Below are 19,509 nucleotides of genomic sequence, written 5' to 3' on the forward strand. Positions count from 1 at the left end.
TTAATCGGTAAGCACCTAAATACTGATTAAGGAGATACATATGACAAAAACCTGTATTTATTTACGCTTATCACGAGATGATGGGGATAATGTGGAAAGTAATTCCATCATCAACCAACGCTCACTTTTGAGAGATTATGCCAGAAATCATGATTTCACCATTTTAGAAGAATTTATGGATGATGGTATTAGTGGCTTAACCTTTAACCGCCCTGACTTTAACCGTATGATGGCTATGGTGAATGATAAGACAATTGATACTATTATTGTTAAGGACTTGTCACGCTTCGGTCGTGACTATATTGAGACTGGGAAATACCTTCAGCGAATTTTTCCTGCTATGGGAGTTAGGTTTATCTCGGTTAATGATCACTATGATAGTATGACTGCTGATACAAATGAAACACACTTGGTTATGCCCATTAAAAGTCTAATTAACGATAGCTACTGTCGAGACATTTCAACCAAAGTTCGAAGCACTCAAAAAGCTAAACGACAAAAGGGCGAGTTTATTGGAGCTTTTGCCCCTTATGGCTATCGCAAAGATGAAAAGCAACGGAATCATCTAGTGGTTGATGAGAATGTACGCCCTACTATTGAGAAAATCTTTACTCTTAAATTAGAGGGATATTCGTCAAACGCTATTGCAGGGTTTCTTAATCAAGCTGGGGTAGAAACGCCTCTACAACGTAAGAAAGCCTGTCAAGAAAAGATTAAAGGTTTTCATGGTCATAACTACAAGTGGGACACGAAAATGGTCAATCGTATTTTGACAAATCGTGTCTATACAGGTAGTTTGGAACAGGGGAAGCAAACCAAACTCAATTACAAGTCACAAAAGTCTGTAGCTGTGAATCCAGCAGATTGGGTACGAGTTGATGATACACATGAGGCGATTATCTCAAAAAGTACGTTTGAGCTTGCTAATAATCTCTTACTCAGAGATGTCAAACATGGGAAGAAGCTGCCTGACCTATTTGCAGGATTATTATTTTGCAGCGACTGTCAAGCTCAGCTTGTACAACGAAAGCTCCGCTACAAGGATAAAGAGACTGTTCAGTATATTTGTAGCACCTACAATAACGGAAGAGGATGTAGTCGCCATGCAGTCAAGCAAGTGATATTACTTGACTTAGTATCGACCTTTATTCATCAACATCTTGACTGGAAGTCTTATCTGATTAAAGCAGTTCCTGATTATGTTAATCAAGAACAGTTTTTGGAAGTCGATTTTACTTCTCTACTTGAGAATCGCAAGAAGTACGAACAGTTGCTCCAGTCCTTGTATTTGGATTTAGACGACGGTTTGATCAATGATACAGAATACCAAGAGTTTCAGCGATGCTATCGCCAAAAACTAAATCAAATTGAAGACACAATCATTCAAAAGAAAGAGTTAGCTCAAATCCTGTATGATAAACTTCAGGATAAGGAGAAGTGGTTAGACCAGTTGAGTACCATACAAAATAACCGAGAGCTCAATCGCCTCACTCTAGTTTCCTTGCTTGACCGCATTGTCATTCATGTGAATCAGGAGTTGACCTTAGTGTTTCATGATGTGGCAGAACTAGAACTCCTCCAGCAGTTTTCTCATCGAGAGACGGAGGTGGTCTAATGGCACGTACCAAGAACCGCTACCGTAAGGAAACGATAGATGAGGTACCACTTCAAACTTATCGTACGGGCATTTACATTCGCCTATCCAAAGAACGTACTGAAACCTGGAGAAACAAGTCGCAGTCCTTAGAGACGCAAGAAAGTCTTGCTAGAGCTTTTGCCAAGGAGAAAGGGTTAACTGTAACCAAGTGTTACATCGACTATGAGTATTCTGGGACAAACTTTAATCGACCTGCCTACCAGGACATGATGGAAGACCTCAAAAAAGGGATTATCAACTGTATCTTGATTCGGGACTTATCCCGTCTGGGTCGTAACTACATTGAGATGGGACGACTGATTGATAAAGTATTCCCTTTTATGGGGGTTCGCTTTATCTCAATCAATGATAATCTAGACACTCTCAATGGATTGGAAGATAAAAAATCTTTTGAGGTGGAAATTAAGAATTTGGTCAATGACCTCTATTCTAAGGACATTTCCAAGAAAGTTACCGCTAGTCATATTCAGAAAGCAAAGCAAGGTTATTTCATTGCTGGTTTTGCCCCATATGGTTACCAATTAAGTAAACAAGATGGTGGTAATCGAATGACCATTGATTCAGTGGTTCAACCAATTATGTCCGATATTTTTGAGAAGTTGTTGGCAGGTCAGTCTGTGAATCAAGTGACAAAATACTTGAACAGGCAGAAAATCGCTATTCCAGATACTTATCGACAAACAGGAAAGGTATATAGAACAGAACAAGACAACCGACAATGGAGAAGTGCTAATCTTCAGCGACTGGTACAAAATCCTGCGTTTTATGGCAGTCTCATTCAACGTCGGCATAATAAAACCTTAACTGAGAAAGATTTTATTCAAGTAGATGATTGTCATGAAGCTTATATTACTAAAGAAGAGCATCAAACACTTCAAAAACTAATCAGGGAACGTCGTTCCATAAGAAAACAGACTCAACCTCGTACTACTAATCGTTATAAGGGGCTTATCTATGTCAAGGGGCAATCAACTCAAATGCGAAGGTACTGTAAGCATTTCTCAAATTCCAAATCAGAGTATGATTACTATTACTTTATGGAATATCTTCATGGTTCAGCACCTTCAGAGAAACAAACTGTCTATATCAGTGAACAAGCCTTAGATAAGATTGTGTTGAGCTTGGTTCAGGCAGAGATGAATCGGCTTGGCACGGTTAAAAACTTATTGCCCAAATTAGAAATGAAGAGGAATGAATATCTTAGAGATTGCCAAAAGAAAATAAAAAAATTTCAAAGGACTTTGGCTAGTCTACAAGCTGAGCAAAGCGAGCTTTATCTGAATTACCGCCTTGAGGCTCAGGAACGAGAGACTTATTTGTCTCAAAAGGCGACGATTACCTCAAAAATTGAAACCCTCTCAACAGAAATAGCCCATTATGAGGCTTTAGCGATGAAAATTGAGGAGAAACACAGTCAGCAGGTCAGTTGGGTTAAACATCTTGCTAAATGCCAAAATCAATCAGTTTTAACGGCAGAACTGCTTAATGAAGTGATAGAACGGATAGATGTTGAAGTGGATAAGTCTGTGATAGTAACTTTTACCTGCCTGATGGGAGGTGATGACCATGTCTAAAATGGCTTTATACCTTCGTCTTTCCGTCGATGAGGACGGGACAGACGAAAGTAACTCCATTACCAACCAACGCTATCTTTTGAATCAGTACCTTGATCAGTCATCAGACTTTAATCATTGGGAACGCTTGGAGTTTGTGGACGATGGTTTTTCAGGAACAAGTCTTAATCGGCCTGCTTTCCAACGCTTAATGGCTGATGTAAAGTCGGGAATTATCCGTCATATCATTGTTAAGGATTTGTCTCGTTTTATGCGTGATTATCTGGAACTAGGGAATTATTTAGAAAATATTTTCCCTTTTCTCGGAGTTCGCTTCATAGCTATAAATGACCAATATGATAGTTTGACATCTGAACAAAATGGACTGGATATTGATGTTCCGTTTAGAAACCTCCTCAATGATTTCTATGCCAAGGATGTTTCTGAAAAGGTTAAGAGTGCGATGAACAGCATGAAACGCTCGGGCAAAAACATGAGCTGGTTGCCCCCATTTGGTTATCTCAAGGATCCAGAGGACCGTTTCAAGATTATTATTGACGAGACAGTTGCACCAATTGTTCGACGGATTTTCACCTTGTATCTTGATGGTAATAGTTACCAAACAATTGCTCGACTCCTGAATGAAGAACAAGTCATTACTCCAGCAGAACGAAAGATGCAAATCAGTCAGGCACGTTACGCAAAGTCACTCCGTTTAACAACTGAGCAAAAACGAAATGTTTGGAGTAGCACTACCGTTGGTCAAATTTTAAAGAATGAAGCCTATAAGGGAACTTATCTGTTTAATACTCGGACGTATGTAAGGGGGAAGCATGTTTTCAGACCAAAATCAGAGTGGGAGCGGATTGAGAACAATCACGAAGCGATTATTTCATCAGAACTATTTGAACAAGTTGCTCGATTAAAAGCTAAGAAGGTTATCCAGAAAAAACACTCTCATCCTCCGAAAATTCCTAGCATTTTAACAGGACTGATTCGTTGTGAGCATTGTGACCATTCTTTGATTGGTTCATATAACCATCAAGGTTATCAGTATTTTTCCTGTCGCTATTGTAAAGGACAGGGAGAAAAAATGAAGTCATGCCGAGCAGACAAGATTGAGCAAGCAATCAAGGAGAAACTTGGGTATGAGGAGGATAAGTCCCGCCCAAAAGCTTCTAAGACTAGAGTTCTTAGAGAGATTGAGCGATTAAAGAGACAAAAACTATCCTTTTTCCAAGACTACAAGGATAGCCTGATGACTAGGGAAGATTACATTACTAAGAAAATGGTAATAGACAAAACTGTTAGGAATTTAGAAGAACAGCTGAAAGAAGTTAATACATTTCAGTTGTTGAGTAATGATAGGTTAACAAAAGAAATAGTTAGCACTCACATTGAAAAAGTAGTTGTTGACTGCCTCGGATTTTTTACAGTTATCTATAAATAGTTGAAGAGGAGACTTGAATCGTATCAAGTCTCTTTCTTGATAGGTTGATTTGTGATACAATTAGTGTGAAATCTAGTAAATAAATAGTGTCAGTTACTTGACATAAGAGGGACATATTGAAGAAGGCGAGAATTTCCATGATTTGGTTGTTAGAGAAGTGCAAGAAGAAACGGGTTTAACAGTCACAGATGCTCGTTTGGTTGGTCTTAAACATTGGCCGGATAAGGAAGGGAATCGTTACATTGTATTTCTCTATAAGGCAACAGAGTTTACAGGAACTATCCGATCAACTGAAGAAGGTGAGGTGCGTTGGGTCGAGAAGTCGGACCTGCCTCAGATGGATTTGGCCTATGACTTACTTGAAATCTTAAAAGTCATGGATGAGCCAGATTTGTCCGAGTTCTTTTATACCCAAAAAGGAAGCGATGGAGAGTGGGACAAGAATTTTAGGTAGAAGCTAGAAATAGCTTCTTTTTTATGTTGTTTGAATAAAAATACAACAAACTAGTTGACAAATGTATAAAAATGACGTAAAATGTCTTTATCTTTCAAAAAAGGAGAAAAAATATGCATTTTACTACAATGGAAGTCCGATGTTTTATATAAAAAAACGGTATAAGTATGCACAGGATTATTTTAAAGGAGAATATGATGATGAAAAAATATATTATGACGGGATTGGTTTTGTTGGCAACAGTAGGTCTAAGTGCTTGTAGTGGAAATGCTACTCGAGAAGATACTTCTTTGAAGGATGTTCAGGAAAAGGGAAAACTAATTGTTGCATTGAATCCAGAATTTCCACCATTTGAGTTTAGAACACTGGTTGATGGTAAAGATACAATCGTTGGAGCTGACATTGAGCTTGCAAAAGCCATTGGTCAAGAATTGGGTGTAGAAGTTGAATTTTCAGCGATGAGTTTTGATAATGTTTTGAACAATGTCCAGTCAGGGCAATCGGATATTGCCATTTCAGGAATTTCAGCCACTGAAGAGCGTGCAAAAGTGTATGATTTTTCCATTCCTTACTACACCTCAACCAATAAAGTTATTATAAATAAAGAGGATCTTGCACAATATACATCGCTTGATTCTCTAGCAGAGGCAAATATAGGAGCACAAAAAGGTTCTATTCAAGAACAAATTGTTAAAGAACAGCTTCCGTCTTCCACGGTTATTGCTCTAGCTTCGAACGGAGAGCTGATTAATCAATTAAAATCACAGAAGCTAGAAGCAGTTATTTTTGAAGAGCCGATTGCGAAAGCCTATGTTGCCAAAAATGATGACTTGGTTATTTTAGATACTGAGATAAAAAGTAGCTATTCAGATGCCTATGCTATTGCCTTGCCAAAAGGAAGTACAGCTTTAAAGGAAAAAGTTGACTCTGTCATTACAAAACTAGTGGAATCTGGACAGATGGATCAATTTGTTCAAGAAGCCTATGAATTATCCATTGCTAACAATTAAATTTTATACGATTAAATTGAATAAAAATAATATTTTCTTGACAAATGTATAAAAATGAATTAAAATGAGAATACATTCTGAAAAACTGCAAGAAAATACAATGAAAATCAATAAGCTTCTGTTTTTTAGAATAAGTATTTTATTAAAATAAAGAGAAGGTATTTAGGAAATATGAAAAAAATCTTGGCATTAGCAGCAACAGTTTTAGCAGGACTGACATTGGCAGCTTGTTCTTCGACGTCATCACAATCCGCATTAGATAAAATTAAAGAAAAAGGTACATTGGTAGTGGCAACTAGTCCAGACTATGCTCCATTCGAGTTTCAGGCACTAGTTGATGGAAAGAATGAAGTTGTTGGTGCAGATATCATGTTGGCTCAAAAAATAGCCGACGAACTTGGGGTCAAGCTTGAAGTTTCAGCAATGAGTTTTGACAATGTATTGTCTAGCGTTCAAAATGGCAAAGCTGATATTGCAATTGCTGGTCTATCTTATTCAGAAGAGCGTGCAAAAGTTTTTGATTTCTCTGAAAGTTACTATCAAATTTCTGATGTATTACTTATCAAAAAAGATAGCGCCAATTCACTCACTTCAATTGATGCTATGAGCGGGAAAACTCTCGCGGTACAAAAGGGTTCAACACAAGAATCCTACGCACAGGAAAACATTAGTCAAGCTAACATAATTTCTTTAACCTTGATGGGTGAAGCTGTAAATGAGCTCAAATCAGGAAAAGTTGATGCTATTTTAATGGATTCTCCAGTTGCTGCTGGTTATGTTTCACAGAATTCAGATTTAGCCGTTGCATCCGTTGAATTTCCAACGATTGATGAGAATTCGAAAGTCATTGCTTTGCCAAAAGGTAGTACAGAACTAAAAACTGCGATAGACAAGGTTATCGCAGAAGTAAAAGCAAGTGGTGAGTTTGATAGTTTCCTTGAGAAAGCTGCAACATATACAAGTGTTGAATAAGAGAAATGAACAATCATCGGAAACGATGGTTGTTTTTGCATGCAAAAAAGAATGGAGTAAGTGAGCCACACCCCAAAAGTTAGACAGAAAATTGGGGTCGGTTCAATACTCCATTTTTTATAGATAATTATTTCACACGCTCTAGATAAAAACTGGTCAAACGTGGTACAGTAATTCTAGCTCCATTTTCATCGGGATAGAGGCTAAATGTGTCCATTGGAATAGCATTAGATGAGAAGACAAGTTTATATTCGCTCTCAGCTGGCAAATCCAAGTGTACGTCAAATAGTTCTTGATCATTAAAGTTATGAATAGTCAAGATTTCTTGCACATCACTAGTGCGAGAAAAAGCATACAGGCTTGCTTCTTCATCTATTTTTACCCAATTAAATCCTTTTTCATAGGCTTGGTAGTCATATTTCCAGAAAGCATCATGTTCTTTATAGAAAGTAGATAATGTTTTCATCATTTGATAGAAAGAATGGTGGATTGGAAATTGTAGCAGTCCCCAGTCCATTTCTGTATATTCGTGCCATTCACGGATATGACCCCATTCATTTCCCATGAAGAGTAATTTCTTTCCAGGATGGGCGAAGTAAAAGCTGTAGTAGACTCGAGCCAGATGGAACTTATCTTCGTAGTCGCCATTCATCTTCTCGATAATGGAGTGCTTCCCATGAACAACTTCGTCGTGCGAAAGTGGTAGTAAGAATTGCTCGTTTTGGTTATAGTACATACCAAAAGTGATTTCATTTGAGTGATATTTTCGATAAATAGAAGGGCGTTCCACGAATTTTAGTGTATCATTCATCCAGCCCAGATCCCATTTCATATCAAATCCAATACCGCCATCTTCTAGAGAATGTGTGACTTTAGGAAAGCTTGAAGAGTCTTCAGCAATCATCAAGACTCCCTTATAGTCGGTATGGACCATGGCATTGACACGTTTGATAAAGTCAATTGCGGAATGATTTATCTTATCCTCATCTGTTTCACCACGCCAATAGAGGAGATAAGATAGTGCATCAACACGGATGCCATCAAAATGGAAATATTCCAACCAGTATTTTAAATTGGAAAGAAGGAAAGAACGAGTCAGTCCTTTTCCAAGGTCAAAATTAGCAGTCCCCCACTGGTGGTTTTCACGGTCTTGTTCGTAGGAGTATTCGTATAGCCAACTACCATCAAACTGGTAGAGCCCATGAGCATCTTTACAGAAATGAAGTGGTACCCAGTCAAGAATCACTCCGATTCCTGCTTGGTGACATTGGTCAACTAAATACTTAAGTTCATCTGGCTTGCCATAGCGACTAGTTGGACTATAGTAGCCTGTTACCTGATAGCCCCAAGACGCATCGAGAGGATGCTCGGTAATTGGCAATAATTCAATATGTGTGTAGTTATTTTCCTTGATATGTTCGATGAGAAGTGGAGTAATTTCCTTATAACTATTGAAAGCTTCTACAGGAGCTCCTCCTTCATTTTCATTAGCAAATTTTTGCTTCCACGAACCTAAGTGCACCTCGTAGATGGATACTGGCTGTTCTTTAAAATCATAGTTAACACGATTATACATCCAGATGTCATCTTTGAATTTATAACGCGAATTGTAGGTTGTAGAGGCAGTGTCTGGACGAACTTGGCTGAAAAATGCATAAGGGTCAGCCTTATATATTTCACGCCCATCGTGTGTGATAATCAGGTATTTATAATCTTCAAGGGATTTTAATCCGTCTACATAAAGTTGAAACACTCCATCAATTTCACGCTCCATAGAGTGACTGCGTTGCCACTCGTTAAAGTTGCCAACTAAGAATACTTCTCTGGCATTTGGGGCATAGACACGAAATTGAGTTCCGATAATTTTGTTTCGTTCTTTTATAATGTGAGCACCCATTTTTTCGTAAAGAGTGGTATGCTCACCAGCATTCATATAATATAAATCTAGGTCAGTAAATTCTGTCATAGCAATCTCCTTGTTGAAAAGGAGTGGACCTTGGTCGCACTCCGATTCAGTTTATTTTTTCATCTTATTTCCTAACCACTAATTTCACGGTAGAGCCAGATGTATTTCTCTGCCGAAGCTGTCCAACTAAAATCATGCTTCATAGCTTGTTCAACCATGGCATACCAGTCATCGGGACGGTCATAGTAGGTTTGAAGGGCTAAATCATAGACTTGTCGCATATTGTAAGCGTCACGCCCTCCAAAGCTAAAACCAGTTCCTTCCTTGGTAGACATATTGTATGGTGCTACAGTATCAACCAATCCACCTGTTTCACGCACTAGAGGGAGTGTTCCGTAGTGCATTGAAATCAACTGGCTAATGCCGCATGGTTCAAACATAGAAGGCATGAGGAAGAGATCACTTGCTGCATAAATTTGATGGGCAAGTGGTTCATTGTAACCACGGTAGAATGCAAATTTATCAGGATAAGCATGTTTAAAGTGATTAAAGGCATTTTCAATGTCTTCCTCACCATTGCCTAAGATAACAAATTGGACATGGGCTTGAAGAAGATGGCCAAGTACCTCGGTCAAGAGGTAGAACCCTTTTTGCCATGTCAAACGAGAGACGATACCTATCAATAGGACATTCTCATCTTGTGGAAGGGCAAATTGTGCTTGCAGGGCCAGTTTATTAGCCTTTTTACTTTTAATCGTTTCAAGACTATAATTTCTCACAAGGTACTGGTCTGTTTGACTATCCCAACTGTCATAGTCGATACCATTGACAATACCAACCAAGTCATATTTGCGCAACTCTAGTACATGTTGCATGTTTTCGCCGAATTCTTCCGTTAGGATTTCGCGAGCATAAGTTTCAGAAACTGTAGTAACCTTGTCAGCGTATAGGATACCAAGCTTCATGAAGCTGATACATTCATCATGAAAACGTGCAATACCATCCAAATAGTAGCTATAGTCCATGCCAAGCGCTGACCAAAGTGCTTGTTTGTGGAAAATACCTTGAAAAGCCAAGTTATGAATAGTGAATACATGCTTGATATTGCGGAATTCTTCGCGGTAGCTATAAAAAGTACGGCAAAGGAATGGAAGGGCAGCAGTGTGCCAGTCATGTGTGTGCATGACATCTGGGAAGAAATGAAGTGCTTCTAACAGACGACATGTAGCATGTTGGAAATAGCCAAAACGCATGGCATCATCGTCGTATCCATATAGTTCATCGCGTTCAAAGAAATCGCGGTGCTCAATAAAATAGAATGTTACTCCATCAACAACCTGACTGTAAACATTTGCCATAGATTGGATATCGCCAGCCCGCACATCAAAACTTGATACGTAATCGAAATCAGCATGGTTATTGATAGCAATTTTCTTATAGAGAGGAAGTACCACTCGGACGTCCAACCCCTGTTTTACCAATTCTTTAGGTAAGGAACCGATTACATCGGCCAAACCACCAGTCTTGATGAATGGAAGTCCTTCAGATGCTACAAAGAGAACAGATTTTTTTGTCATGTTAGCTCCTAAATGATTTGGTGTGGTTTCAAGTATGAAGGCGAAGTTTCGCTTCCCTTGATGTCAATTGGGTGAATAATTTTAGTTGCTTTATCGATAATTGCATTTTCAATATTCGCCCCACTCTTGATTGTCACGCCATTGAGAATGATTGAGTTTTTGATAACAACACCTTCTTCAATGATAACATCGCGGTCAATGACTGAATTTTCGACTTGACCATTGATGTTCGCTCCATTTGAAATTAGGCTACGTTTGACCTCTGCCAATGGACCATACAAACATGGTGAGCTATCACTTGTTTGGGTATGGATTGGCCAATCATGTTTGAAGAGGAGTTTGCGGGTATCTTGGTCAATCAATTCAATTTGAGTATTGAAGTAGGAAGCTGTCGTATTGATACATGCGACATAATCACGATGTGCATAGCCCATAATCTTGTACTGGTCAACTGTATCACGTAAAATATCTTTTAACCAGTAGAGAGACGACACTTTGTTAGCACGTTTAATCAAGTCGATAAATGTAGTCCGTTTCATAATGTAGGCTTCAAGGGAAACGGGACGGTTTTTATATTTACCGTGGTTCTCCTCAAAAGCTACGACACGACGGTCTTCACCAAATTTGAGAGTTTGGCAGCCGATGAAATTTTCTTTAGCATCTGAAACGTTTTTATAAAGAACGGTAATATCAGCATCCGTTGCAATATGGTCATCCATGACTTTTGAAAAATCCTGGCTATAGATGAAGTAAGATGGAGCAACTAGCACATAATCTTTTGTAGACTTTTCGATGTAGTGGATGTTTTCTGTGAAGGCATTAATATCGTGACGATAGACACTATTTGGGTCTGTTGCGCTATTGAGCAAGCGAAGGGTACCGCGTTTGCTGTTGATATTATAGTGTTTTCCTGTACCAACGTGCTGAATTGTTGAACGCATTTCAGCAGGCATGTATACTTGGAATTCTGTAATTCCAGAGTTTGACATATTGGATAGAGCAAAGTCAATTAGGCGATAACGACCTAAGAAACCGAAAGCTTGTACGCCACGGTGCTTCATCACGTCACCAAAATGTACGTTGTTTCCTTCAATATTTACAATTCCGAGAGTATTTCTTAGCATAGCAGTCCTTTCTTACTTGGTTACATTCTTGTCAATCAAGAGGATATGGTCGATGTCTCCTGTGAGTTTAACTCCGTCGGCAATTTTAATATTTTCAGCGACGATGACGTAGTCAAGTTCAACACCTTCGCCGATAATAGCACCAGGCAGGACGACAGAATTTTTTACTACGGCATTTTGGTTGACCTGTACATCTGTTGAAATAACAGAATGTTCTACTGTACCATCAATAACTGCCCCTTTATCAATATAGGCAGATTTAACCGTTGCAGTTGCACCAATGACTTGGGCAGGAGATCCCTTATCCTCTGAATAGATTCTCCATGAGCGGTCAGAAAGGTCCAAATCTCCAGCGTGATCAATCAAGTCCATATTGGATTCCCAGAGGCTGTTAACGGTACCTACGTCTTTCCAATAACCACGGAATGGATGGGCAATGAGAGTGCGGCCATCTTCTAAGTATTTCGGAATGATGTCGTGCCCAAAATCGTGAGATGAAGTGTCCAATTTATCATCTTCTTGAAGGTACTTTTTCAAGGTCTTCCAAGTGAAGATATAGATACCCATTGATGCTAAATTGCTCTTAGGATTTTCTGGTTTTTCTTCAAATTCTTCAATACGGTAATCTTCATCCGTATTCATGATACCAAAACGTGAAGCTTCTTTGATTGGAACTTCGATAACCGCAATCGTAGCATCTGCTTTTTTCTGAATATGTGTATCAAGGAGTTTGTCGTAGTTCATCTTATAGATGTGGTCACCAGACAAAATCAATACGTACTCTGGATCGTGAAGATCAATGAAATCAATGTTCTGTGTAATAGCGTCGGCTGTACCTTTGTAAAGTCCGAAACCTTCGATTTTTTCACTCGGTGGTAATACAAAGACGCCAGATCCTTGTACATCAAGCCCCCAACGTTGAGACTGTGCAACGTATGAATTCAAGAGAACAGGCTCATACTGAGTCAAAACTCCGACAATATCAATACCTGAGTTGGCACAGTTACTGAGAGGAAAGTCAATAATGCGGTACTTTCCGCCAAATGCGACTGCTGGTTTGGCGACTTTTTTTGTCAACCCTTCTAGACGTGTTCCACGTCCACCAGCAAGAATCATAGCTAACATTTTATTTTGAGCCATCTAACCACTCCTTAATATATATGATATGTCTATTATAGCATAAATTATAAAAAAATGAAAGCGTTTCCTATACAGAAATTGAAATATTTCAAACTTCTTTTCAACGGCTTTCATAAACATATTATAACATATTATTTTGTGTTAGTCTATATAATATTGTAATAATATTGTATTTATTTTTGGTCGAATTTTACCTCTTCAAGTAGGTAATTGATGAATTTTTCTCCCATGTCGGACAGCAATGCCTTTTCGTGTTGGATATAGACCAATTCGATTTCATCATCAAATTCCAGAGGAATTGATACAATATTATCTCCATTAAGATTTGAATTGAGGATACCTGTTGCGATTGTATAGCCATCCAGACCGATTAAGAGATTGAAGAGTGTGGCACGGTCAGATACGACAATCGATTTTTTATGGTGTTCCTGGGCTAGAATTTCTTCTGCAAAGTAGAAGGAGTTGTGAATACCTTGCTCGTAGCTGAGATAGGGGAAATCTACCAAATCATCGAGAGTGATTGACTTTCTTTGTGCCAAAGGATTGGTTTTGCTGACAAATACATGTGGTTTGGCAGTGAAGAGAGTTGTATAGGATAGTCGATTGTCATCCAAAAGTTTCAGCAGGACATCACGGTTGAAATGGTTGAGGAAAAGCACTCCGATTTCTGAGCGGAAATTCTTAACGTCATCAATGATTTCCCAGGTCCGTGTTTCACGTAGGAAGAGTTCATAGTCTTCCATCTCAGTTTCTTTCAAAAGTGAGACAAAGGCGTTAACCACAAAGGCATAGTGTTGGGAAGAGACGCTGAAGAGTTGGCGTTTTGCATTCGGATTTTTATAGCGGTCTTCCAATAGTTCGGTCTGTTCAACAATTTGACGAGCGTAGGAAAGAAACTCCATGCCATCCTTTGTCAGGGTAATGCCCTTAGAATTACGGAAAAAGATTTTAATTTTCATTTCTTTTTCCAGGTCTCGTACAGCGTTGGAAAGGCTGGGTTGGGTAATGAAGAGTTGTTTGGCAGCCTCATTCATACTGCCTGTTTCTGCAATTTTGATAATATAGTATAATTGTTGGATTCTCATACCTCTATTGTAACATGATTTGACAAATTATTCTAAAAAATGTATAATGCTGAAAATATATCCTTTAACTGAGTCCAGAGAGGCGAAGAAGGGAACGTGATAAATAGGGCAAATACTGCCTTCTTTTCGTGTAACCTTGCTAGCCAGCAAGGTTTTTTCTCTATATCGACTTTCTTGTTTTCTGTGTCATTGTTATATAGAATAGGAGAAAAGATGATTTTAAAAGAACAGATGTTACTGGTGGACCAAGTCCAACTTGCTCCACGTATATTTGCTATGATCTTGCAGGGTGATATGGTCCAAGATATGAAAATGGGGCAGTTTATCCATATTCGTATTCCAGATGATTCCATGCTCTTGCGGAGACCGATTTCTATTTCCGAGATTGATCGGAATAAGTCTCAATGTCGGATTATTTACCGAGTGGAAGGTCAAGGGACGGAAGTCTTTTCGAAAATGACTGTTGGGCAGTATTTGGATGTTATGGGACCGCTTGGGAAAGGGTTTGAAGTAGACTTTCTCAAAGAAGGAGACCGCATTCTCATCATTGGCGGAGGAATCGGTGTTCCTCCCTTGGTGGAAGTGGCGAAACAGGCGGCGAACCGTGGTGTCAATGTCACGTCAGTCATTGGCTTTGCCACCAAAGAGGCCGTCATTTTGGAAGAGGAACTAGCCAAGTATGGTCAAGTTTATGTCACAACGGATGATGGTTCCTATGGGCGTAAGGGGAATGTCGCAACGGTTGTTGAAGAGCTGACAAACGAGTTTGCAGCCATTTACTCATGTGGGGCACCAGCTATGATGAACTATGTTGATCAACGCTTTCAGGAACATCCTCATGCCTACATTTCACTGGAGGCTAGGATGGCTTGCGGGATGGGGGCGTGCTATGCCTGTGTTGTCAAACCCAAAGAGGGACAAGAACACGAGAACAAGCGTGTCTGCAAGGAAGGTCCAGTCTTTGCGACAGGTAGTCTAATTTTGTAGGAGGTTGATATGACAAAACGATTAGCGATTTCCTTACCAGGCTTGGACTTGAAAAATCCCATCATTCCAGCCTCTGGCTGCTTCGGTTTTGGTCAGGAGTATGCAGATTATTATGACCTTAACCAGCTTGGGTCCATTATGATTAAGGCGACTACCCGTCATCCTCGTTATGGCAATGCGACTCCCCGTGTGGCTGAAACGCCGGCAGGTATGCTCAATGCCATTGGACTTCAAAATCCGGGTGTTGAGGCGGTCTTATCCGAAAAATTACCATGGTTAGAGCAACATTTCCCAGACTTGCCAATCATTGCCAATGTAGCTGGCTTTTCCAATGAAGAATATGCCTATGTGTCAGGGAAAATTTCAAAGGCTCCAAACGTAAAAGCTATCGAGCTGAACATTTCCTGTCCCAATGTGGACCACGGAAATAATGGTCTCTTGATTGGACAGGTGCCAGAATTAGCCTATCAAGCAGTAAAAGCAGCAGTCGAAGCCTCATCTGTACCTGTTTACGTTAAGTTGACACCAAGTGTGGCAGACATAACTCTATTGGCCAAGGCTGCTGAGGATGCTGGAGCGACTGGCTTGACGATGATAAATACCTTGGTTGGTATGCGATTCAATCTCAAAACTCGACAACCAATCTTGGCAAATGGTACAGGAGGAATGTCAGGTCCAGCAGTTTTTCCGGTTGCTCTCAAACTCATTCGTCAGGTTGCTCAGATGACTGATTTACCAATTATTGGTATGGGTGGTGTGGATACGGCGGACAAGGCTATAGAGATGATGGTTGCAGGAGCTTCAGCCATCGGGGTTGGAACGGCCAACTTTACAGACCCATTTGCCTGTCCAACTATTATCAAGGATTTACCAAAACGTATGGATGTTTATGGGATTGACACATTAGAAAATTTACGCCAAGAAGTTAGAGAAAGCTTGGGTAAGCGTTGACAAAGGTAAAATAAAAGAGTAATATAAAGAAAATATCTCCTTTAATTAAGTCCAGAGAGGCTAGGAAGGTGTCATGTAATATGCTTGAAAGTGATTTTCAAGCTGAATTCGTGCACATCCCTGACCGATTTGGCAGGGATTTTTGTGTAAATGAAAGGATTTTATGAAAGAAACAAGACCAATTATTGCCCTTGACTTTGCAGGTAAAGAAGAAGTCCAGTCTTTTTTGGAACAGTTCCCACCAGATGAGAAACTCTATGTAAAGGTTGGAATGGAGTTGTATTATGCGGAGGGACCAGGTATTATCAATTATTTGAAAGGCTGCGGTCACAGTATTTTTCTAGATTTGAAACTGCATGATATTCCTAATACCGTCGAGTCGGCTATGAAAGTCTTGGCAAAACTCGGTGTGGATATGACCAACGTTCACGCTGCTGGTGGTGTTGAGATGATGCAGGCAGCACGAAGGGGATTGGGTAAGGATGCTGTTTTAATAGCGGTCACTCAGTTGACCTCTACCTCAGAGGAGCAGATGAGAACGGACCAGAATATACAGACTAGTTTGCAGGAAGCAGTTGTTCATTATGCTCAAAGAGCACAAGAAGCTGGTCTTGATGGGGTGGTTTGTTCAGCGCATGAGGTGGCTTTGATTAAAGATGCTACAAGTTCTGATTTTGTGTGCCTGACGCCAGGGATTCGTCCGACTGGCGGTGAAGTAGGCGATCAGAAACGAGTTATGACACCAGCAGATGCTGCTCGAATCGGTAGTGATTACATCGTAGTAGGTCGCCCGATTACAAAATCAGAACATCCTTACCAGACCTATTTGTCTATTAAAGAGGAGTGGAATCGTGGATAAGATTTATCAGATTATAATTGATAGACCTCTCGGGTATATTGATAAATTTGGCAACCAGTACCCCATTAATTACGGCTACGTCCCAAATCTATTGGCTGGAGATGGTGAAGAGCAAGATGTTTACATCATTTCCAAAGCTGTTCGGCAGCCCTTGACATCCTTCGAGGGGAAATTGGTCGCGATTATACATCGCAGAGATGATGTTGAGGATAAATGGGTTCTGACAGGTCTTGATGAAAAACTTACCGTGACAGAAATAAAAGAGAAAACCAATTTCATTGAACAGTATTTTGATTCATGGATTGAAATGGTGGACTAGGAGAAGTCTGTAAGAATTCAACAGGGATAAATATTTTATAGGGTTCATAGATTGAACCAATACTTTAGGAGTGACAGGCTATTCGGCGGGATGGTCATGTTGTAATGGTACGCATTTAGAAGGAGGTCTATTATGACATTAGCAACAGAAATCGCATCACACTTATTGGATATTAAGGCAGTTCATCTGCGTCCAGAAAAGCCATTTACATGGGCATCAGGTATCAAATCCCCTATCTATACAGATAATCGTATTACACTATCTTATCCTGAAACTCGAAATCTGATTGAAGATGGCTTTGTTCAACGAATTGAAGAGGAATTTCCTGAGGTTGAGGTGATTGCCGGAACTGCCACAGCAGGTATTCCTCATGGTGCTATCATTGCAGATCGGATGAATTTGCCATTTGCATATATCCGTAGCAAACCAAAAGACCATGGTGCAGGGAACCAATTAGAAGGTCGCATCGTCAAGGGACAAAAAATGGTTGTCGTTGAAGACCTGATTTCTACTGGAGGGTCTGTTCTAGATGCCGTAGCAGCAGCTGAGCGTGAAGGCGCTGACGTTATTGGTGTTGTGGCAATCTTTACCTATGAATTGCCAAAGGCAGATCGTAATTTTGATAATGCTGGCGTGAAATTGGTGACGCTTAGCAATTATTCAGAGTTAATCAAGGTCGCAAAAGTACAGGGATATATCAATGCAGATGGTTTGAATCTGCTTAAAAAGTTCCGTCAAAATCAAGAAACTTGGCAGGAAGACTAGATTTAAAATAAGCCCACGCACGATTTCTGGGAACTTATCCTGTAAAATGGTATAATAGTCTCTAACGTATTTTGAGAATACAATAATTGACCGTATGAGGAGAGATAGATGATTTCAGTTATCGTGCCTTGTTTTAATGAAGAAGAGGCAATTCCCTATTTTTACGATGCTATGGAGAAAGTTCGTAAGGAGATGGGGGAACAATTTGAGTATATTTTTGTCAATGATGGTTCAAAGGATAGGACATTAACGGTTTTACGCCAATTGTCTGGTCAAGACCGAGCTGTTCGCTATCTTTCCTTTTCAAGGAATTTTGGGAAAGAAGCTGCTCTCTATGCAGGTCTACAAGCTGCGCAAGGTGAGCTAGTGACTGTCATGGATGTTGATTTACAAGATCCACCTGAAATGTTGATGGAAATGAAGGCTATGTTGGATGGAAATCCAGATTTAGATTGCGTTGGAACCCGTCGTGTCAGTCGAGATGGTGAGCCACCGATTCGTAGCTTTTTTGCAAGATTATTCTACAAATTGATGAATAAAATCAGCCAGGTCGAGGTAGTAGACGGTGCCCGTGATTTCCGTCTCATGCGTCGTCACATGGTAGATGCCATTCTATCAGTGTCTGAATACAATCGCTTTTCAAAAGGAATTTTTGCTTGGGTAGGATTCGAAACAGAATACTTGCCCTATGAAAATGTTGAGAGGGTCGCTGGCGAAACTAGTTGGTCTTTCTGGAAATTGCTTTCTTATTCTATTGAAGGAATCATCAATTTTTCAGATACACCTTTGAATATTGCCTCCTATACAGGTTTCTTCACCTTCCTATTGTCGCTAGTTCTAATGGTCTTTGTGGTTTTCAAAACCTTGGTGTTCGGAGATCCTACAATTGGCTGGCCGTCGACTATTTGTATCATCCTATTTTTGGGAGGTCTGCAGTTGATGACCATTGGTATTCTCGGTAAATATTTGGCAAAAGTTTTCTTGGAAACGAAGAAACGTCCGATTTATATTGTTAAAGAGAAAAGTTCAAACTAGGAGCAGTTTATGGAACATTCAGCTTGGCACGAATTGATAAAGGCACAGTTGCCAGAGCATTATTTTGGTAAAATCAATCAGTTTTTAGATCATGTTTATGCTGGTGGAACCATTTATCCGCCTCGTGAGAAGGTATTTGCTGCCATTCAAACAACGGATTTGGAAGAGGTTAAAGTAGTTATTTTGGGACAGGATCCCTATCACGGACCTGGTCAAGCTCAGGGCTTGTCCTTCTCTGTGCCAAACTCGGTACCAGCTCCGCCATCTCTCCAAAACATCTTAAAAGAATTGACGGATGATATTGGCGTCAAGCAAGATCATGATTTGACAGCATGGGCGGAACAAGGTGTGCTTTTGCTCAATGCTTGTTTAACTGTTCCAGCAGGTCAGGCAAATGGACATGCAGGGCAAATCTGGGAGCCATTTACGGACGCTGTTATTAAGGTGGTCAATAGCTTAGACCAGCCTGTTGTCTATATTCTTTGGGGTGCATATGCTCGCAAGAAAAAGGCGTTGATAACCAATCCAAAACATCTGGTTATCGAATCTGCTCATCCAAGCCCTCTTTCAGCCTATCGAGGTTTCTTCGGAAGCAAGCCCTTCTCACAAGCAAATGCCTACTTGACTTCACAAGGCAGAACAGGAATTGATTGGCTGCGATAGTA

17 protein-coding genes and 1 pseudogene are annotated in these 19,509 nt (G+C 39.9%); 13 read left to right on the plus strand and 5 right to left on the minus strand.

Annotated features, from left to right (window positions below; all coding sequences use genetic code 11):
* Nucleotides 1–40: 40 nt before the first annotated feature.
* The 6 genes and pseudogenes from SST111_RS07925 (at nucleotide 41) to SST111_RS07950 (ending at nucleotide 7,096) form a co-directional block, all read left to right on the plus strand.
* A complete protein-coding gene (locus SST111_RS07925; RefSeq protein ID WP_099810549.1) occupies nucleotides 41–1,615 on the plus strand; it encodes a recombinase family protein in 1,575 nt (524 codons plus the stop codon).
* Nucleotides 1,615–3,231 (plus strand): recombinase family protein, encoded by a 1,617-nt coding sequence (locus tag SST111_RS07930; RefSeq protein WP_099810550.1) that lies wholly within the window; start codon nucleotides 1,615–1,617, stop codon nucleotides 3,229–3,231. The genes SST111_RS07925 and SST111_RS07930 overlap by 1 nt, the downstream gene beginning before the upstream one ends.
* Nucleotides 3,224–4,660: a recombinase family protein gene (locus tag SST111_RS07935; RefSeq protein WP_099810551.1), complete on the plus strand. Its 1,437-nt coding sequence runs from the start codon at nucleotides 3,224–3,226 to the stop codon at nucleotides 4,658–4,660. Before SST111_RS07930 ends, SST111_RS07935 begins: the two co-directional genes overlap by 8 nt.
* A 109-nt stretch (nucleotides 4,661–4,769) precedes the next feature.
* Nucleotides 4,770–5,114 (plus strand): annotated as a pseudogene (locus tag SST111_RS07940) (8-oxo-dGTP diphosphatase); the annotation flags it as partial.
* A gap of 200 nt (nucleotides 5,115–5,314) precedes the next feature.
* The gene (locus SST111_RS07945; protein ID WP_079268556.1) at nucleotides 5,315–6,124 is read left to right on the plus strand and encodes a transporter substrate-binding domain-containing protein; all 810 of its coding nucleotides are present in this window, start codon (nucleotides 5,315–5,317) and stop codon (nucleotides 6,122–6,124) included.
* Nucleotides 6,125–6,295: 171 nt separating this feature from the next.
* A complete protein-coding gene (locus tag SST111_RS07950) occupies nucleotides 6,296–7,096 on the plus strand; it encodes a transporter substrate-binding domain-containing protein (RefSeq protein WP_002939567.1) in 801 nt (266 codons plus the stop codon).
* A gap of 127 nt (nucleotides 7,097–7,223) precedes the next feature.
* Here SST111_RS07950 and glgB read toward each other — a convergent pair whose 3' ends face one another.
* From glgB to SST111_RS07975, 5 genes are all read right to left on the minus strand, one after another.
* Nucleotides 7,224–9,062: a 1,4-alpha-glucan branching protein GlgB gene (glgB, locus tag SST111_RS07955; protein ID WP_099810552.1), complete on the minus strand. Its 1,839-nt coding sequence runs from the start codon at nucleotides 9,060–9,062 to the stop codon at nucleotides 7,224–7,226.
* A 71-nt stretch (nucleotides 9,063–9,133) separates the two neighbouring features.
* Nucleotides 9,134–10,579: a glycogen synthase GlgA gene (gene glgA, locus SST111_RS07960; RefSeq protein ID WP_099810553.1), complete on the minus strand. Its 1,446-nt coding sequence runs from the start codon at nucleotides 10,577–10,579 to the stop codon at nucleotides 9,134–9,136.
* A gap of 8 nt (nucleotides 10,580–10,587) precedes the next feature.
* Nucleotides 10,588–11,703, minus strand: coding sequence for a glucose-1-phosphate adenylyltransferase subunit GlgD (gene glgD, locus SST111_RS07965; protein WP_002935157.1), 1,116 nt, complete (start codon nucleotides 11,701–11,703; stop codon nucleotides 10,588–10,590).
* Nucleotides 11,704–11,715: 12 nt separating this feature from the next.
* Complete coding sequence (locus SST111_RS07970; RefSeq protein ID WP_002935156.1) at nucleotides 11,716–12,843, minus strand: glucose-1-phosphate adenylyltransferase; 1,128 nt, start codon at nucleotides 12,841–12,843, stop codon at nucleotides 11,716–11,718.
* Between the two features lie 173 nt (nucleotides 12,844–13,016).
* Nucleotides 13,017–13,928 (minus strand): LysR family transcriptional regulator, encoded by a 912-nt coding sequence (locus SST111_RS07975; protein ID WP_012775137.1) that lies wholly within the window; start codon nucleotides 13,926–13,928, stop codon nucleotides 13,017–13,019.
* 213 nt (nucleotides 13,929–14,141) lie between these two features.
* Between SST111_RS07975 and SST111_RS07980 the strand changes: the two genes are divergently transcribed.
* From SST111_RS07980 to SST111_RS08010, 7 genes are all read left to right on the plus strand, one after another.
* On the plus strand, nucleotides 14,142–14,915 hold the full coding sequence (locus SST111_RS07980; protein WP_257211826.1) for a dihydroorotate dehydrogenase electron transfer subunit: 774 nt from the start codon (nucleotides 14,142–14,144) through the stop codon (nucleotides 14,913–14,915).
* Nucleotides 14,916–14,924: 9 nt separating this feature from the next.
* Nucleotides 14,925–15,866 carry a dihydroorotate dehydrogenase gene (locus SST111_RS07985; RefSeq protein WP_099810555.1) on the plus strand — a complete coding sequence of 314 codons (942 nt, stop codon included), beginning with the start codon at nucleotides 14,925–14,927 and terminating at the stop codon, nucleotides 15,864–15,866.
* 163 nt (nucleotides 15,867–16,029) lie between these two features.
* Nucleotides 16,030–16,725: an orotidine-5'-phosphate decarboxylase gene (pyrF, locus tag SST111_RS07990; protein ID WP_024376226.1), complete on the plus strand. Its 696-nt coding sequence runs from the start codon at nucleotides 16,030–16,032 to the stop codon at nucleotides 16,723–16,725.
* Nucleotides 16,718–17,044, plus strand: coding sequence for an inorganic diphosphatase (locus SST111_RS07995; RefSeq protein ID WP_014735820.1), 327 nt, complete (start codon nucleotides 16,718–16,720; stop codon nucleotides 17,042–17,044). Before pyrF ends, SST111_RS07995 begins: the two co-directional genes overlap by 8 nt.
* Before the next feature lie 132 nt (nucleotides 17,045–17,176).
* Nucleotides 17,177–17,809: an orotate phosphoribosyltransferase gene (gene pyrE, locus SST111_RS08000; RefSeq protein ID WP_014637891.1), complete on the plus strand. Its 633-nt coding sequence runs from the start codon at nucleotides 17,177–17,179 to the stop codon at nucleotides 17,807–17,809.
* A gap of 108 nt (nucleotides 17,810–17,917) precedes the next feature.
* Nucleotides 17,918–18,844, plus strand: a complete 927-nt coding sequence (locus SST111_RS08005; RefSeq protein ID WP_099810556.1) for a glycosyltransferase family 2 protein — start codon at nucleotides 17,918–17,920, stop codon at nucleotides 18,842–18,844.
* 9 nt (nucleotides 18,845–18,853) lie between these two features.
* The gene (locus SST111_RS08010) at nucleotides 18,854–19,507 is read left to right on the plus strand and encodes a uracil-DNA glycosylase (protein ID WP_002939547.1); all 654 of its coding nucleotides are present in this window, start codon (nucleotides 18,854–18,856) and stop codon (nucleotides 19,505–19,507) included.
* Nucleotides 19,508–19,509: the final 2 nt, after the last annotated feature.

The organism is Streptococcus suis YS161, from assembly GCF_002760245.1.
GTDB lineage: Bacteria > Bacillota > Bacilli > Lactobacillales > Streptococcaceae > Streptococcus > Streptococcus suis_I.

What these genes read in the sequence shown, in the direction of transcription:
- SST111_RS07945 (WP_079268556.1), top strand. Translation starts at nt 5,315, where the DNA reads ATGAAAAAATATATTATGACGGGATTGGTTTTGTTGGCAACAGTAGGT.
- SST111_RS07935 (WP_099810551.1), top strand. Translation starts at nt 3,224, where the DNA reads ATGTCTAAAATGGCTTTATACCTTCGTCTTTCCGTCGATGAGGACGGG.
- SST111_RS08005 (WP_099810556.1), top strand. Translation starts at nt 17,918, where the DNA reads ATGATTTCAGTTATCGTGCCTTGTTTTAATGAAGAAGAGGCAATTCCC.
- SST111_RS07980 (WP_257211826.1), top strand. Translation starts at nt 14,142, where the DNA reads ATGATTTTAAAAGAACAGATGTTACTGGTGGACCAAGTCCAACTTGCT.
- SST111_RS08010 (WP_002939547.1), top strand. Translation starts at nt 18,854, where the DNA reads ATGGAACATTCAGCTTGGCACGAATTGATAAAGGCACAGTTGCCAGAG.
- pyrE (WP_014637891.1), top strand. Translation starts at nt 17,177, where the DNA reads ATGACATTAGCAACAGAAATCGCATCACACTTATTGGATATTAAGGCA.
- SST111_RS07970 (WP_002935156.1), bottom strand. Translation starts at nt 12,843, where the DNA reads ATGGCTCAAAATAAAATGTTAGCTATGATTCTTGCTGGTGGACGTGGA.
- SST111_RS07930 (WP_099810550.1), top strand. Translation starts at nt 1,615, where the DNA reads ATGGCACGTACCAAGAACCGCTACCGTAAGGAAACGATAGATGAGGTA.
- pyrF (WP_024376226.1), top strand. Translation starts at nt 16,030, where the DNA reads ATGAAAGAAACAAGACCAATTATTGCCCTTGACTTTGCAGGTAAAGAA.
- SST111_RS07950 (WP_002939567.1), top strand. Translation starts at nt 6,296, where the DNA reads ATGAAAAAAATCTTGGCATTAGCAGCAACAGTTTTAGCAGGACTGACA.
- glgB (WP_099810552.1), bottom strand. Translation starts at nt 9,062, where the DNA reads ATGACAGAATTTACTGACCTAGATTTATATTATATGAATGCTGGTGAG.
- SST111_RS07925 (WP_099810549.1), top strand. Translation starts at nt 41, where the DNA reads ATGACAAAAACCTGTATTTATTTACGCTTATCACGAGATGATGGGGAT.
- glgA (WP_099810553.1), bottom strand. Translation starts at nt 10,579, where the DNA reads ATGACAAAAAAATCTGTTCTCTTTGTAGCATCTGAAGGACTTCCATTC.
- glgD (WP_002935157.1), bottom strand. Translation starts at nt 11,703, where the DNA reads ATGCTAAGAAATACTCTCGGAATTGTAAATATTGAAGGAAACAACGTA.
- SST111_RS07975 (WP_012775137.1), bottom strand. Translation starts at nt 13,928, where the DNA reads ATGAGAATCCAACAATTATACTATATTATCAAAATTGCAGAAACAGGC.
- SST111_RS07985 (WP_099810555.1), top strand. Translation starts at nt 14,925, where the DNA reads ATGACAAAACGATTAGCGATTTCCTTACCAGGCTTGGACTTGAAAAAT.